The organism is Stackebrandtia albiflava, assembly GCF_007994225.1.
GTDB classification, from domain to species: domain Bacteria; phylum Actinomycetota; class Actinomycetes; order Mycobacteriales; family Micromonosporaceae; genus Stackebrandtia; species Stackebrandtia albiflava.
Map to the genome: position 1 here is coordinate 7,501 of NZ_VLLL01000002.1, position 14,409 is coordinate 21,909.

15 protein-coding genes (1 of these 15 only partly in view) are annotated in these 14,409 nt (G+C 69.6%); 6 read left to right on the plus strand and 9 right to left on the minus strand.

Annotated elements, in window-relative coordinates:
• Both LX16_RS00615 and LX16_RS00620 read right to left on the minus strand, forming a co-directional pair.
• Positions 1-142, minus strand: partial view of a DNA-3-methyladenine glycosylase gene (locus tag LX16_RS00615; RefSeq protein ID WP_147131449.1) — the beginning only. 491 nt of this gene lie to the left of the window's left edge; only the first 142 of its 633 coding nucleotides appear in the window; it begins with the start codon at positions 140-142; its stop codon lies off the left edge, out of view.
• Positions 139-2,007, minus strand: coding sequence for an RNB domain-containing ribonuclease (locus LX16_RS00620; RefSeq protein WP_147131454.1), 1,869 nt, complete (start codon positions 2,005-2,007; stop codon positions 139-141). The genes LX16_RS00615 and LX16_RS00620 overlap by 4 nt, the downstream gene beginning before the upstream one ends.
• Positions 2,008-2,175: 168 nt before the next feature.
• Here LX16_RS00620 and LX16_RS00625 point away from each other — a divergent pair, with 168 nt between their 5' ends.
• The 4 genes from LX16_RS00625 (at position 2,176) to LX16_RS00640 (ending at position 5,573) form a co-directional block, all read left to right on the plus strand.
• Positions 2,176-3,054 (plus strand): arylamine N-acetyltransferase family protein, encoded by an 879-nt coding sequence (locus tag LX16_RS00625; RefSeq protein WP_147131458.1) that lies wholly within the window; start codon positions 2,176-2,178, stop codon positions 3,052-3,054.
• An 81-nt stretch (positions 3,055-3,135) separates the two neighbouring features.
• Positions 3,136-4,320, plus strand: a complete 1,185-nt coding sequence (locus LX16_RS00630) for an RtcB family protein (protein ID WP_147131461.1) — start codon at positions 3,136-3,138, stop codon at positions 4,318-4,320.
• Between the two features lie 100 nt (positions 4,321-4,420).
• Positions 4,421-4,963, plus strand: a complete 543-nt coding sequence (locus tag LX16_RS00635) for a DUF4240 domain-containing protein (RefSeq protein ID WP_147131464.1) — start codon at positions 4,421-4,423, stop codon at positions 4,961-4,963.
• Positions 4,964-5,102: 139 nt separating this feature from the next.
• Complete coding sequence (locus LX16_RS00640) at positions 5,103-5,573, plus strand: Hsp20/alpha crystallin family protein (protein WP_147131467.1); 471 nt, start codon at positions 5,103-5,105, stop codon at positions 5,571-5,573.
• A gap of 67 nt (positions 5,574-5,640) precedes the next feature.
• On the opposite strand, the gene tatC is transcribed toward LX16_RS00640, so the two are convergent.
• From tatC to LX16_RS00665, 5 genes are all read right to left on the minus strand, one after another.
• On the minus strand, positions 5,641-6,621 hold the full coding sequence (gene tatC / locus LX16_RS00645; RefSeq protein ID WP_147131470.1) for a twin-arginine translocase subunit TatC: 981 nt from the start codon (positions 6,619-6,621) through the stop codon (positions 5,641-5,643).
• A gap of 27 nt (positions 6,622-6,648) precedes the next feature.
• The gene (gene tatA, locus LX16_RS00650; RefSeq protein WP_147131472.1) at positions 6,649-6,912 is read right to left on the minus strand and encodes a Sec-independent protein translocase subunit TatA; all 264 of its coding nucleotides are present in this window, start codon (positions 6,910-6,912) and stop codon (positions 6,649-6,651) included.
• Between the two features lie 186 nt (positions 6,913-7,098).
• Positions 7,099-7,317: a hypothetical protein gene (locus LX16_RS00655; RefSeq protein WP_147131475.1), complete on the minus strand. Its 219-nt coding sequence runs from the start codon at positions 7,315-7,317 to the stop codon at positions 7,099-7,101.
• A gap of 20 nt (positions 7,318-7,337) precedes the next feature.
• Positions 7,338-8,285 (minus strand): helix-turn-helix transcriptional regulator, encoded by a 948-nt coding sequence (locus tag LX16_RS00660; RefSeq protein WP_147131478.1) that lies wholly within the window; start codon positions 8,283-8,285, stop codon positions 7,338-7,340.
• The gene (locus LX16_RS00665) at positions 8,282-9,295 is read right to left on the minus strand and encodes a helix-turn-helix transcriptional regulator (protein ID WP_147131481.1); all 1,014 of its coding nucleotides are present in this window, start codon (positions 9,293-9,295) and stop codon (positions 8,282-8,284) included. Before LX16_RS00665 ends, LX16_RS00660 begins: the two co-directional genes overlap by 4 nt.
• Positions 9,296-9,419: 124 nt before the next feature.
• Here LX16_RS00665 and LX16_RS00670 point away from each other — a divergent pair, with 124 nt between their 5' ends.
• Positions 9,420-10,502, plus strand: a complete 1,083-nt coding sequence (locus LX16_RS00670; protein ID WP_147131484.1) for a DUF3866 family protein — start codon at positions 9,420-9,422, stop codon at positions 10,500-10,502.
• A gap of 64 nt (positions 10,503-10,566) precedes the next feature.
• Here LX16_RS00670 and LX16_RS00675 read toward each other — a convergent pair whose 3' ends face one another.
• A complete protein-coding gene (locus LX16_RS00675) occupies positions 10,567-10,911 on the minus strand; it encodes a hypothetical protein (protein WP_147131489.1) in 345 nt (114 codons plus the stop codon).
• Between the two features lie 121 nt (positions 10,912-11,032).
• The gene (locus LX16_RS00680) at positions 11,033-13,543 is read right to left on the minus strand and encodes a glycosyltransferase (protein ID WP_211354212.1); all 2,511 of its coding nucleotides are present in this window, start codon (positions 13,541-13,543) and stop codon (positions 11,033-11,035) included.
• Between the two features lie 423 nt (positions 13,544-13,966).
• Here LX16_RS00680 and LX16_RS00685 point away from each other — a divergent pair.
• Positions 13,967-14,409 (plus strand): glycosyltransferase family 2 protein (locus tag LX16_RS00685; RefSeq protein WP_211354213.1); only part of this gene is annotated, 443 nt, incomplete at its 3' end.

Genomic DNA, 14,409 nt, shown 5'->3' on the forward strand with positions numbered 1-14,409 from the left:
CGGGGTCCATCCCCTCACCGCTGTACGCCTCGACCTCGGTGATCCGGATCGTCACCTCGCCGTGCGAGATGAGGCAGCCGAGCAGTCGTGGTGCCACCTCGGCGGCGGGTTCGTGCAGAAGACGTCGCAACCGCGTGTTCACGTGTCACCTCCGGTGGGTGTGAGGGCCTCTTCGATCGTGTGGCGCAGCCGGGTGGCCGCCGCGAGTTTCGCCGCCTGTTTGCCGCCCGCCGAGCCGGTGGCCTCGATGCGGTGTCCGGAGGGAAGGAGGGCGCTGACCGTGCAGGTGAACTCCGGCTCGTGTGGTGGCCCTTCCCGGTGGAAGCGCCATTGGACACCGGTGATCGTCCCGTGCTGGCCGTACTCGTTCACGGCCATCGCCGCGTTGCGTTCCGGGGGTACCCGTCTCGCCGCCGCCGGCGGCGGCGCGGTGGGGGGCGGCGCGTCGTGTGATCGGTCGGGTAGGCCGGTCAGGGTCGCGAGTAGGGCGATGGCGGCCTGTAGCTTGGCGTCCTTCTTGGTGCCGGCGGCCCGTGTCGGCGAGCGGTGTTCGCCCTCCGGCAGCCGTAGCGTGACCGTCGCGGCGAAGCGGGGTTGCCGGACGTCCCCCACGTCCTCCACCGTCCATTCGACCGTCTCGGGTGTCACGGGTCTGTCGGAGTGCGCCTGCGCGTGCAGGTTGACGACGGTGACCGGCTCGCCGGGTGAGTCGCAGATGCCGCGGTGGACGTCCTCCCGGAGCGTCCGCCAGGCGGGCGCGGTGGCGCCGATGAGGATCTCGTACCGGTCTCGGAGTGCGAGTTCGCCGGCGTGGAGACGGCGGCGGGTCTCCGCCATGAGTTCGGGGACGTCCCGGCCTTCGGCGACCGCGAGCCTGACGACCTTGCCGAAGTCGGCGGCGGACAGGTCCTCGTGCCCGGCGGACCGCAATCGGCGCCGGGTGTCGTCGCGGGCGGCGGTGCGGTGTCGTTCGGCTCGTCGCCGTCGTTCCTCACGGGTGACCTCGTTGACGTGTTCGGCGAGTGCGGCCAGTGTGGCGTCGTCGTAGGGCGCGGGTTCCCCGGCCGCGGCGGCCAGCAGGACGCGCTGGTTCACCAGGTCGGCGTAGCGCCGCAGCGGGCTGGTCGCGTGGGTGTATCCGGCGAGGTTGAGTCCGTGGTGACCGAGGACGCGGGTGTCGTAGGAGGCGGGCGACTGGACCAGGGTCATCCGGTCGCGGAGGCGTTCGTAACCGGTGGGGTCGTCGCGTGCCTGGGCGGCGGCGAGTTCGTCGAGGAGTGCCGTGGTGTCGCCCGCGACGGTGGCGGCGCGGTGGTTACGGAAGAGGATGGGCAGGTCGCGTGCCATGCACCAGTCCGCGACGGCGGAGTTGGCGGCGATCATGAGTTCCTGCACGATCAGGTATCCGACGTGTCGTTGGTGGTCGGCGAGGCGGACGAGGTGGCCCTCCTCGGTCGTGGCGTAACCGCGGTGGAGGTCGTAGAACGCGAGTGCCCCGGCGCGTCGGCGGCGGCTGAGCAGGGCGGTGGCCAGTCGGCGGGCGTGGTCGAGGACCTCGTACAACGGGTGAGACGGTTCGGCGAGGACCCGGCTGGTCAGCGGGTAGGTCAGGGTGTGGGCGTGGTGGAGTCGTCCGCGCCCGACCGTGATGTCGGTCACGGCGGCGGACTCGTCGAAGCGCAGCGCGATCCGCATGGTGGGTTGAGGTCCCCCGGGCCGCAGTGCGGCCTCCTGCTCGACCGTCTCGGGAAGCATCGGATCGATCCGGCCGGGCCGGTACCTGGTGTGGACGCGGCGCTGTGCGAGCCGGTCGGCGGCGGTGCCGGCGGGGAATCGTCCGGCGACGTCGGCGATGTGGATCCACACGTGGGTGTCGTCGCCGTCTCGGTGCAGCCATATCGCGTCGTCACGGTCCCGGGTCTCCGGGGAGTCGATCATGATGCCCTGGTGTGCCGGGCCGGCGGGCTCGGTGGCCGGTGTGGCGGCCGGTGCGTGGCGATCGATCACGACGGCCAGTCTGTCACGGCGAGTGGCGGAGCGTCCGTGCTGTGTGACGTGGCGCGATTCTCAGGTGTCGTGGCGCCCCCGGCCGTCGGTGGTGGGGCGCATGGTGGGGCGCCGTTCCGGCGGTTTCGCGGTGGTCTCGGAGGTGGCGACGGGTCTAGATTCGGCGGCATGCTCTCTCCCTCCCGGTTGCGGGGTTTCCTGGATCGGATCGGCTTCACCGGTACGGCGCGGCCCGATCTACCGACGCTGACGGCGATTCACCGCGCGATGTTGCTGTCGGTCCCCTACGAGACCCTGCACATCCAGTTGGGGCGGCCGGTGAGCCAGGACGTGGACGACCTGTACGGGAAGATCGTGGAGCGGCGGCACGGTGGCTTCTGTTACGAGATGAACGGTGTGCTGCTGGCGGCGCTGACGGCCATCGGTTTCCGGGTCCGTGTCATGGCCGGTGCGGTGCATCGTGAGCAGGAGGGTGAGTCCGCGTGGCGGAATCACATGGTGCTCCTGGTCCACCTCGACGAGGGCGACCGGCTCGTCGACGCGGGTCTGGGCGACGGCTTCCTCGAACCGCTGGCGTTGGCGGAGGGGACCGTGTGGCAGGGCCGTATGGTGCACCGACTGGAACGGCTGACCGAGGAGGTGTGGCGTTGCAGGCCCGACCCGCACGGTTCGGTGAAGTCGTTCGACTTCGACGTGACACCGCGGCGGCCCTCCGACTTCGCGGCACGGTGCCGGGAGTTGTCGACGTCACCCTCCTCCGGTTTCGTGAGGTCGCTGATGGCGGGAACCGTGCGGCCCGACCGGTACGTGGTGTTGCGCGGACGGGTGTGCGCGGAGTCGGGACCCGACGTCCCCGGTGGCCGTCGCAAGCGGACGGTGGCGGACCGGGACGACTTCGTGGCGACGTTGGCGGACGAGTTCGGCCTGCGCTTCGACGTCGCCGAAATGGACGTGCTGTGGCGCCGGGCGTGCCTGCAACACGCGGAGCACGTCGCGGCGCGTGAGCGGCGTGGTCGGCGGGCGGCCACGGACGGTGTTGTGGCGTAATTGAGTGGCCGGGCGGGATGGCTTGCCTCACAATCGTTTCTCGGCACGCACTGTCGCAATGTCCGGAAGGGAGCGGTGCCGATGTCGTTCAGTCGATTGGCCGGTGATGGGGCGCCCATCCGAATGTGGGCGGACCCCGCCGGTGTGGAGGACCAGGCCCTGGCGCAACTGCGCAACGTCGCGGCGCTTCCCTGGGTGACGGGTGTGGCGGTGATGCCGGACGTGCACTACGGGATCGGTGCCACGGTCGGCTCGGTGATCGCGATGCGCGGAGCGGTGTCGCCCGCCGCGGTGGGTGTGGACATCGGCTGCGGTATGACGGCGCAGCGGACGTCGTTGCGGGCGGAGGACCTGCCCGACGACCTGTCGAGGCTGCGGTCGGCGATCGAGAAGGCGATCCCGGTCGGACAGGCCTCTCACAAGCGCTCGGTGGACGTGGACCATCTGCGGACGGGTTTCCGGGGCTGGCACGGCTTCTGGTCCGAGTTCGACGACCTGGCGGCGCCGGCGCAGAGCCTCAAGGGCCGCAGTATGCAGCAACTGGGCACCCTGGGCGGCGGGAACCACTTCATCGAGGTGTGTCTCGACACCAGGAGCCAGGTGTGGCTGATGCTGCACTCCGGTTCCCGCAACATCGGCAACCGTCTGGCGCAGTACCACATCGAGAAGGCGAAGAGTCTGCCGCACAACGCCGACCTGCCCGACCCGGACCTGGCGGTGTTCGTGAGCGACACGCCGACGATGGAGGCGTACCGGCGGGACCTCTACTGGGCGCAGGAGTACGCGGCGCGCAACCGCGCGGTCATGATGGCGTTGCTGCGTGACGTGATGCGTACCCGGTTCAAGAAGGTGAGCTTCGACGAGGAGATCTCGTGCCACCACAACTACGTGTCCGAGGAGGTACACGGCGGGCAGGAGCTGCTGGTGACCCGGAAGGGCGCGATCCACGCGGGTGCCGGCCGGATGGGGATCATCCCCGGTTCGATGGGGGCGTCGTCGTTCATCGTGCGCGGCCTGGGCAATCCCGACGCGTTCGAGTCGGCGTCGCACGGCGCGGGACGCCGGATGAGCCGTAACAAGGCACGCAGGCAGTTCACGACGGAGGACCTGGCCGCGCAGACGGCGGGTGTGGAGTGCCGGAAGGACTCCGGTGTCGTGGACGAGATCCCGGCCGCCTACAAGGACATCGACGAGGTCATCGCCGCGCAGTCGGACCTGGTGGAGGTCACGGCGCGGCTCAAGCAGGTGGTGTGCGTCAAGGGCTGACCCGCCACTCCCGGACCAATGCCCCGGCCACTCCGCCCGGCCGGGGCATTGTGCCGTCCACGGACCGGCGGTGTCGGACCGCGGTGGCAGGGTGTCCGTCATGGACGAGAACGGGTTCTGGGATCTGATCGAGGCGGCCCACGGCGACCCGGGGACGTACGAGGAGGCGTTGACGGCGCGCCTCGCCGGGTCACCGCCGGAACGGATCACCGCGTTCGGATGGTGGTTCGACGTCGTGGACGCGGCGGCGTATCGGTGGGATCTGTGGGCGGCGGCGTACCTGGTCGGTGGGGGTTGTTCCGACGACTCGTTCATGGACTTCCGGGCGGGCGTGATCGCCCTGGGCCGGGACTGGTACGGGCGGGTCCTGGCGGCTCCGGACTCGTTGGCGGATCATCCGGAGGTCGCGAAGGGCTGGGACGGCGGTGGTGAGGACCTGCTGTTCCGGGAGGAGGTGCGGTACGCGGCGGCGCGGGCGTACGAACGTCGCACCGGCGGAGACGACTTCTACGAGGCCGACCGGCGGTACGCGGCGGCGCGGCCGGCGGTGTCGAAGACACTCGTCCTCGGCGAGGACTTCGACTTCGACGACGACGCGGAGATGCGGCGGCGGATGCCCCGGTTGAGTGCCCTCTTCCTGTAGGGCGGCGGAACGAGCCGACGCGGAATGAGATCCGGGCCACAAGGCGAAATACCAGGCCGTGCCGGGTTGTCTTATACCGGTGTTAGCACTCTCCACCCGAGAGTGCCAGTTAAGGCAACCTGTCAAGGAGGCATCGCAGATGCTCGTTCGTTACCGCCAGCCGTGGTTCCTGTCCTCGCGTGTCGATTCGGAGTTCGACCGCCTGATGGCCGAGACCTTCGGACGTGAGGTCGCCGGGTTCACCCCCGCCGCCGACATCGCGACCGAGGGCGACGACGTCGTGATCACCCTGGCTCTTCCCGGTGTCGCCGCCGAGGCGATCGACATCACCCTCGACGGCCGGAAACTCACCGTCTCCGGTGAGCGTGCCGAGAGCCGGGTCGCCGAGGGCGACCGCTACATCGCGCGTGGTCTGCGGCGTGGTGGCTTCAACCGGACCTTCACGGTCCCGCAGGGCACCACCGCCGAGCAGATCTCGGCCGACCTGGAGAACGGCCTTCTCAAGGTGCGCGTCGCCGACGTCACCAAGCCGAAGGTCCAACCGCAGAAGATCGCGGTGAACTCCGTGGTCACCGGTAAGGCCGAGATCGAGGCCACCGACACCGAGTGACGAAGACGCCGGAGGCGGGCCACCCGTTCGGGTGGCCCGCCTCCTCGTCTCACCGTCTGAGCGGATCTCAGGTCGCGTCGTCGTCGTAGCGGCGGGCGATCCGGTCCCGGCGTTCGGGTTCCTCCTCGATCACCGCGACGTCGCCGCCGCCGGGGGCCGCCACGGGCTCGGGTTCCCCGACGTCGGCGGGTTCGTCGTCGATCACGGAGGCCTGGTCCGGATCGAGTTCGTCCCAGTCGGAGTCCTTACGGGCACGGCGCTTGTCGTTGAGGAAGGCGAATCCGACCGCCGCGAAGTACATCCCGACCATGGGAAGCGCCAGGGCCGTCATCCCGAACGGGTCCGGCGTGGGGGTCACGATCGCGCAGAACAGGAACACCAGGAACGTCGCGACGCGCCACCAGCTCAGCAACCGCTTCGCGCTGGCCAGTCCGATGACGTTGAGCAGCACGACGACCAGTGGGAACTCGAAACCGGCGCCGAACAGCAGCATCACGTTCGTGACGAAGTCGAAGTAGCCGGTCAGGTCGACCGTCAGGTCGTAGGAGTTGCTCAGCTGCAGGAAGAACTGAAGGCTCTTGGAGATGACGAAGAACCCCAGCGTCGCACCGGCGAGGAACAACGGCGCGGCGGCGGCGGCGAAGTAGTAGGTGTACTTGCGCTCGTGCTTGTGCAGGCCCGGTGCGATGAACGCCCACAACTGGTACAGCCAGACCGGGGCGGACACCAGCAGACCGGCGAACAGTGCGATACGCAGGTGCAGGAGGAAGTTGTCGAGGGGGCCGACGACGTTGAAGTCGCAGCTGTAATCCGACAGGTCGTTGCCGCTGGCCACCCACTGCTCGGCGTAGAAGTCGCAGTAAGGGGCGTTGATGAAGTCCTGGATCTGCGTGGCGAACGCGAACGTGGCCAGCATTCCGACCACCACCGCGACGACTGCCTTGAACAGCCTGCTTCGCAGGTCCCTGAGGTGGTCCATCAGGGTCATGGAGCCGTCGGCGGCCTGTTGGAACTTGGACTTCTTCCGTCGGCGAAGTGTGAAGGCCATCAGCGTGTTCCGCGGCTACGCCGGTGATCACGCCTGCTCACGTGGCTTGTCGCCGTGGACCGAGGTGGTCTCCGCGTCGATGACGGTGCGGTTCAACGGCTCCCGGCTGTGCTTGACGTCGGCCTTCGACTCCGATTCGACGTCCTCGTCCCGCAGCGTCTTCGTCTCGGACTTAAGGATTCGCAGCGACTGGCCGAGGCCGCGGGCGGCGCTGGGCAGCTTCTTGGCACCGAACAGCAGGATCAGCACCACGACGAGCACGATGATGTGCCAAGGCTTGAGCGCACCCATGTCGTTTCCTCCAGTTGTGACGGGGATGTCCCCATCGTATGCGGGATCGGCCCGCATGACGCGGGCGGCATCGCATCAATCACGATGTGCGGCCCAAGCATGACGCCTCTCGCCGGGGATCGTCAACCCGGCCGTGGCGCCGATCCGGGATCTTTACCGAACCGTGCCGGGGTCACCGGAGTCACGTCACTCCGGCTTCGCCGGGAGTTTCGCCTGCAACGCCTCCACGTCCTGCCGCAACGCCTCGACCTTCACCCGTACCCGGTCGGCCGCCGCCTGCCGCTGCGCCAGTTTCAGCACGGCGTGCCGCAGCGGAGGGAGTTCGCGCATCACCGCGGCGACGCCGACGACGATCAGTACGACGCCCAGGCCCACCGCACCCCAGATAACCCACGGCCAGATCATGAGACGACTGTAGTGGTGGGTCAGGCGTCGTAGCGGGCCAGGGTCGCGAGCGTGTCGGCGGCCAGCATCTCCCGCAGTCTCGGCGGTTCGAGGGCCTCCGCCTCGGTACCCAGGCCCAGGACCAGGCGTTTGGCCCATTCGAGGTCGCGGGCGCGCATCGTGACCAGCCAACTGCCGTCGGGTTGCGGCTCCGAGAACTCGCACGGGTACTGCTCGGTGATCCACCGCGCGGACTTGTCGACGCGCAGCACGATCCGCGGCAGGTCCGCGTCGGCGAACGCCGCCCCGGGCGAGCCGGTGTGGTCGCGGGCGTGTGGCGGGATGTCGGCGGGTTCGTCGAGCACCTTGTAGGCGTCGATCCGGTCGAGCCGGAACCGGCGGACGTCCTCGGCGCGGCGGCACCAGGCGTGGAGGTAGGCGTGGTCGTCGGCGATGACCACGCGGATCGGGTCGACGACGCGTTCGCTGGAGGTGTCGCGTCCGGCGCTGTAATAGGTGAGCCGGACGGCGTGGCCCTGGGCCACGATGCCGCTGAAGACGTCCACCTGGGCGTCGTCGACGGTGCTGGACACGCTGATGCGGGCCGCCGAGGCCGCGGCGTCGCCGGCCGCCGCGGCGACCTTCTCCAGCGTGCGCGCCACCGCGTCGGGGTCGCTGAGTCCGGGGGTGTCGGCCAACATGCGAAGCGCCACCACCAGGGCGAGCGCCTCGTCGGGTGAGAGCCGCACGGGCCGGGTCATCCCCGCGTCGTAGGTGACGGTGACGGTGTCGTCGTCGAAGGCGATGTCGATGAGGTCGCCGGGACCGTAACCGGGCAGGCCGCACATCCACAGCAGGGTGAGGTCGTCGCGCAGTTCGGCGACGGTGATTCCGAGGTCCTCGGCGGCGGCGTCGATCCGGATGCCGGGTCGGGCCAGCAGGTACGGGACCAGGTTGAGCACTCGGGAGAGGTGGGATGCGCTGGTCATGCGGTCACCTCGTGGCGGGTCGACGCGGTCTCGGTGTACTTGGCGGCGATGTCGGCCAGCAGGGTCGCCAGCTCCTTGCGTACCTCGGGTGGTTCGAGGACCGTCACGTCGGCGCCGTAGCCGGCCAGCCAGGCGGCGAACCGCCGGGGGTCGTGGAAGGTCAGCACGAGGCGGTCGCCGTCGGCCTGGCGGGCGCTGATCTGTTCGGCGCGGCGGCGCACCCCGGCGGCGCGGCCGGGTGCGACCAGGATGGTGGCGCGGCGGGCCGGCAGTTCCGGGACGTCGGCGTGGAAGTTCGCCACGTGGTCGAGCAGGTTGACGCCCTCGGGGATGCGGTACGCGTCGGCCTTCCCGGCCGTCCGTACCGGTCCGGTGATCCGTGACAGTCGGAAGCACCGGGTCGCGTCCCGGTCGAGGTCGAGTCCCACCACGTACCAGCGGCCGCGGTGGCAGGCCAGCCCCCACGGCTGCAGGCGGCGTTTGGCGGAGGCGTCGTCGGTCTTGCCGAGGTATTCGAAGCGGATCTCGCGGCGTTCCCGCACCGCCGTCATCACCGGAGCGAACGCCTCGTCGACGGTCAGGACCGGCGCGACGTCGGGTTCCTCTCCGCCTCGGATGTCGACTCCGGCGGCGCGGAGCTTCCACAGGCCGTCCCCGGCGTCGGCGGCGAGTTTGCTGTGCTGCCACAGGCGTGCGGCGGCACCGAGCACGGCGGCCTCGTCGGGGGTGAGCCGGACCTCGGGGAGTTCGTACTCGCGCCTGGCGATCCGGTACCCGGGTTCGGAGTCGAACACGCTGTTGGTGCCGGTCTCCAGCGGTACGCCGAGTCGGCGCAGTTCGGCCTTGTCGCGTTCGAACTTGCGCTGGAACGCCTCGTGGGCGCGGGTGTCGGCGGCGTCGTGCGCGTAGCCGGGCACGGTGGCGGCGATCTTCTCGGCGGTGAGGTACCGCCGGGACGACAACAGGCAGATGACGAGGTTGACGAGTCGTTCGGTGCGCAGGCGAGACACGTCACGACGGTATCGCCCGACGATCCGGGGTGACAACGCAGATCGGGGTGGTCTTGCGGGCCGTTCGCCGGACCGGTTGGCACGTCCGGGATCACGGTGTCGTGGTGATGCTAACGTGACCGCCGTGTTGAGGTGGCGATACGGAACCGTGACCGAGATCCGGGGAACGTGGCGGGGGTCCTGCGAGGTCCTGGTGGACATCGAGGCCCGCGATCCGCAGGACAGGTCCTCGGCCAAGGCGCTGGCGTACCCGGAGCTGGTGGGCACACCCCGGGTCGGGGACCGCGTGCTGCTCAACTGCAACGCCCTCGCCAAGGGCCTGGGAACCGGCGGCTACGCCCTCGTCGTGGCGCTCCCCGACCGGCTGCCCGAGGACGTCGACGGTCCCGGACACATCGTCAAGGCGCGGTACACCCCGCAGCAGACCATGCGGTTGGCCGTCGACGAGGAGGACTCCCCGCACCGGGAGACGATGACGGCCGTCGACGACGTCGCGGGCATGCCGGTGGTGGTGCACGACCTGCACTCGGCCCTACCCGCGATCCTGGCGGGCATCCTGCTGGACAGGCCGGACGCCCGGGTCGCCTACGTCATGACCGACGGTGGTGCGCTGCCGGCGTGGTTCTCCCGCACCCTCGACGGATTGTCCGGCACGCTCGCCGGCACCGTCACGACCGGTCAGACCTTCGGTGGTGACCTGGAGGCGACCAACGTGCACACCGGCCTGCTGGCCGCCCGGCAGGTCTTGCGCGCCGACATCGCGATCGTGACGCAGGGTCCCGGCAATCTGGGCACCGGCACCACGTGGGGGTTCTCCGGGACCGCGTGCGGGGACGCCGTCAACGCGACCGCCGCGATGGGAGGTCGCGCGGTGGGTGCCCTGCGCATCTCCGACGCCGACGCCCGCGACCGCCACGTGGGCGTGTCGCATCACAGTCTCACCGCGTACGGGCGGGTGGCGCTCGCCGCGGCCGACCTGCCGGTGCCGACCGGTCTGGCGCCCGAGCTGGCCGCGCGCGTATCGGAGCAGTTGGAGCCGCTTCGCAGCCGTCACCGGGTCGTCCCGGTGGACGCGGAGGGTCTGGTGGAGGCGATGCGCCGGTCACCGGTCCGGCTGTCGACGATGGGGCGTGGCCTGGACGCCGACCTGGCGTACTTCCTGGCCTGTGCCGCGGCGGGCCGTCATGCGGCGGGCCTGACGGCCTGAGAAGGGTCGGGGGCTTCGCGCCGGAAGGTGCGCGACGCCGGCTTCACGGGTCTTCGCGCGGCGGTCACACGGAGACGGACTCACGCCGTTCCGCGTCGAGGCGTTGCTGTTCTATGGCGGCCAGGATCCGGCGTTGCGCCACCTCGATCCTGGCGTTCGCCGCCCGGGTGGCCTGCCATTGGCGCGCCAGGTTCACCCACATGGCGGCGACCACGGCCGTGGTGGCCGCCGAGATGATCCCCACCAGCACGACGGTCACCGTGACGGGCGCCAGTACCGCCACGATCACCAGTGGCACGACGATGATCGCGAGCACCGTCGCCGCCAGTGCCGCCGCCAGGACCGGTGGCGGCGTCTTCCGGGCCTTGTCACGGATACGCCTGGCGACGGCGCGCAGCGTGTGGGTCACGGTGTACCTCTCTTCGGGGTTCGGTGTGGTGTGGTGTGCCGGTCCGGGTATGGGCTTCCCGGCCGACGTGCGGTGGGGAACCGGGCCGGACGCACGCCGGTGAGCGCGGGGGGTGACGCCGTCATCCCGGTGGGGCGGCGGTGGCGGTCCCCACCGGGGCGGAGTCCTGCGGCAGTGCCGGCGCGACGGCCGGAGCGGTCAGCAACGGCCGGATCAGATCCAGGTACGACTGGTGGCTGAACCGTTCCCGTACCCGCTGTTGGGCGAGTCGGCTCTGCGCGAGGAATCGGGACGGGTCGGCGCGGTGCTCGGCGACGACGGCGGCGACCTCCGCGGGCTCGCAGTAGATCGCGGCGTCACCGAACACGGCTTCGAAGTGGCGGGGCAGGATCGTGACGCAACCCGCCGCCAGTGCCTCCAGGATCGCCCGGCCGAACGCCTCGATCATGTTCGGGTGTGGGAAGTAGACGTAGAAGTCGAGTTGGCGGAGGAAGTTGTCGACCTGTAGTTCGTCGCGTCGGTACACGAGCCAGTTGGCGGGCGGTTCGCCGCCGCCCAACAGTGCCCCGGCCGACTTGGCGCCACCCATGATGCGCACGTCGACGTCGGGGGAGTCGGGATACACGCGCAACAGGGTCTCGGCGTCGGCGGGCCACTTCGTCCAGTCGTCGCGCGAGTGGCGGCCGACGACCGGCAGTTCGGACCGGAACCCGTGCCGGGGTATCACCGAACGGTTCACGTCGATGATCCCCGGCATGTCGTCGGAGGCGAGGTCCTCCGGTGGCAGCAGGGGCACCAGGGCGGCACGCGCGGCCGGTCCCTGCGGGTACCAGACCGGTGCGACCCCGAACAGCTCCCGCGCGATCTCGGTACAGGCCGACGGCACGTAGCGCAGGTCGCTGCCGTCCATCTCCGAGGGCGCCTGGTTGGCCAGGATCACCATCCGTTCCGGCCGGATCGCGGTGGTCTCACCGGCCCGGAACTGCAGTACCGGCGGGTACCGCAGGACGAGGAGGCGCGTCTCGACCTCGTCGGTGGGCAGCACCTGGCCGACCGTTCCGGAGTTGATCAACTCCTGGATCGGCCGGCACAGCGGCTTCTGCAGTTCCGTCATGTGCCGGAAGGACTCCAGGTGCAGTACGGCGACCTTCACGCCCGCACCGGTCAGCGCCGCGATCTCCTCCAGCATCGACTTCTGCGGTCCGCCGAACGGCCGCCAGTCACAGGCGAGGACGACGTCGTACCGCTGGGGCTCCTGCGGTCGACGTTTGGCGAAACGCCCGGGGACGGCGAACGGGCGCGGTTCGGCGTCGACCTTTAGGTGGGGGTCGGCGATACCGGTCCGGATGTCGTGGTGCCACGGCTGATAGGCCGACTGGTACGCCTCGCGGGCCGGGTGTTTCCAACCGGCCCGGAACTCCGCGCGCGACAGGGAGTCGGCGCCCTGCCGCATGAGGGTGAGGATCTGCCCGGACTTCCACAGCGACTCGCCGCCGAAGACGGCCGTGATGCGGCGCAGGTACTCGGTGTCGGCGGCCTTGCGGATGCTGTCGAAGTACCCCAACCGGGCCGTCACCTCCTCCTTGCGGAACATCGTGGAGGGAGTACACAGTGGTTTGATGCTCCGGCCGGGCTTGGTGACCACGAGTTCGTCACTGACGGTCAACGCGTGGGAGACGGTCGCCATCAGCCGCGGTTGCCGGAGCAGCGGGGTGACCTGGGTTTCGAGCCTGAGCGGGTGTGCCCAGTCGTCGGAGTCGTGGAAGGTCACGAACTCGCCGCGGGCGACGTCCAGCGCGGTGTTCCGGGCGGTGTAGGTGCCGCCGTTGTGGGGCAACCGGATCACGGTGACCCGTTCGTCGAGGGCGTCGCACTCGGCGAGGACCGCGTCGTACTCGGCGGGGGATCCGTCGTCCACGACCAGGATCTCCAGGTGCCGCCACGACTGGGCCAGCAGCGACCTCACCGAGGTCAGCAGGCCGGTGCCGGGGTGGTACGCGGACACCACGACGGTGATCAGCCGGGCGGTGTCGTTCGGTGCGGCCGTGGCGGTGAGCCGGTCGAAGGGGGCCGCGTCCTCGCCGGTGAGTCCGACCGACGGCGCGGGAAGGAGCGCGTTCAACCGGGCCAGCCACGTCTGCGCGTCGGCGCCGGGGACGGTGAACGGATTGGCCAGGTCCAGTTCCAGAGTCGATCGGACGAAGGCCGGCATCGACCTGTACGTCCTCAACAACCGGGCGGCCGAGGCGTGATCGCCGTACCGGTACACGAGCTGCGCGTGAATCCCCTGGTGACGTGAGGGGATGCGGGCGGGACCGCCTCGCCGTGACGCCAGGTCGTACAACGCCAGACCGTCCGCGACGTCACCGGGACGGGCGTTCTGCAGGGCGACGACCCCGGCGAGGTCCGCCAGTGCCGCCACATCGACCGGACCGGGTACGTCCTCTCCCGCCGTGGCGGCGCGGATCAGTTCCTCCAGGGTCGTGGAGGGGTTCGCGGCGCGCGCCAGGAGCCGCCGGGCCGCGACCGAACCGGTGCGCAACGCCGTCGCGTACAACGCCGTGGGATGTCTGCGCCGAGAAACCGCGAGATAATCGTCGAGCAATTGCGGCGGATAGGCATCTGATCGCACGGGTAGACCGTACATGAACCGGCCCGGCCGTTATCATGTCCACCCGTCCGGAATCGACGGCGCAATTCCGGTCGGTCGGTATTCACCGGCGCCACGAAAATACGGCGTCGGCACCCGTGCTTCACGTCGTGCCCGGTTCGCCATGAACCGCCTGCTGGCGTGGGACTTCGTGCCTTGCGACCCGTGTCGTCGTGTCGCACCGGAATGAGGAGGGCGGCTTTCGCGCGGTAGTATCCCGCCAATCACGTTCGACGAGGATTCCGATCTCGACGAGACGATGCACCCTCAATTCTCCAGGAAAGTGAATTCTCAGTGAATGCGCAGATAATCGAAGCCGAATTTACTGATAATCCTGAGTGTACGACCGGTGTCGGAGAGGCCGCGGAAATGCCGGCTCCACTTGTCCGTCGGAATGATTATTCGGTGTTGTGTCCGCCGGCGTTGGGCGAGTGGACACCCACCCTGACCGTCTCGGTCGTCATCCCCGCACACAACCACCAGGACAAACTAGACCTCGTCCTGGCCGCACTGGCCGCCCAGACCTACCCCGACCACCTCACCGAAGTCGTCATCGTCGACGACGCCTCACAACCCCCACTCACCCTGCCACCCATCACACCCACCCACACCCGACTCATCACCCCCGACCCCGGCGGATGGGGCTCCGCACACGCCGTCAACACCGGCGCCGCACACACCACCGGCGACGTCATCCTCCGACTCGACGCCGACATGCTCACCTTCCACCACCACATCGAAGCCCACATGCGCTGGCACCACCGATGCGACTACGCCGCCGTCATCGGACACAAACGATTCGTCGACCACACCCCCCACACCCACACCCCCCAACACATCCACCACAC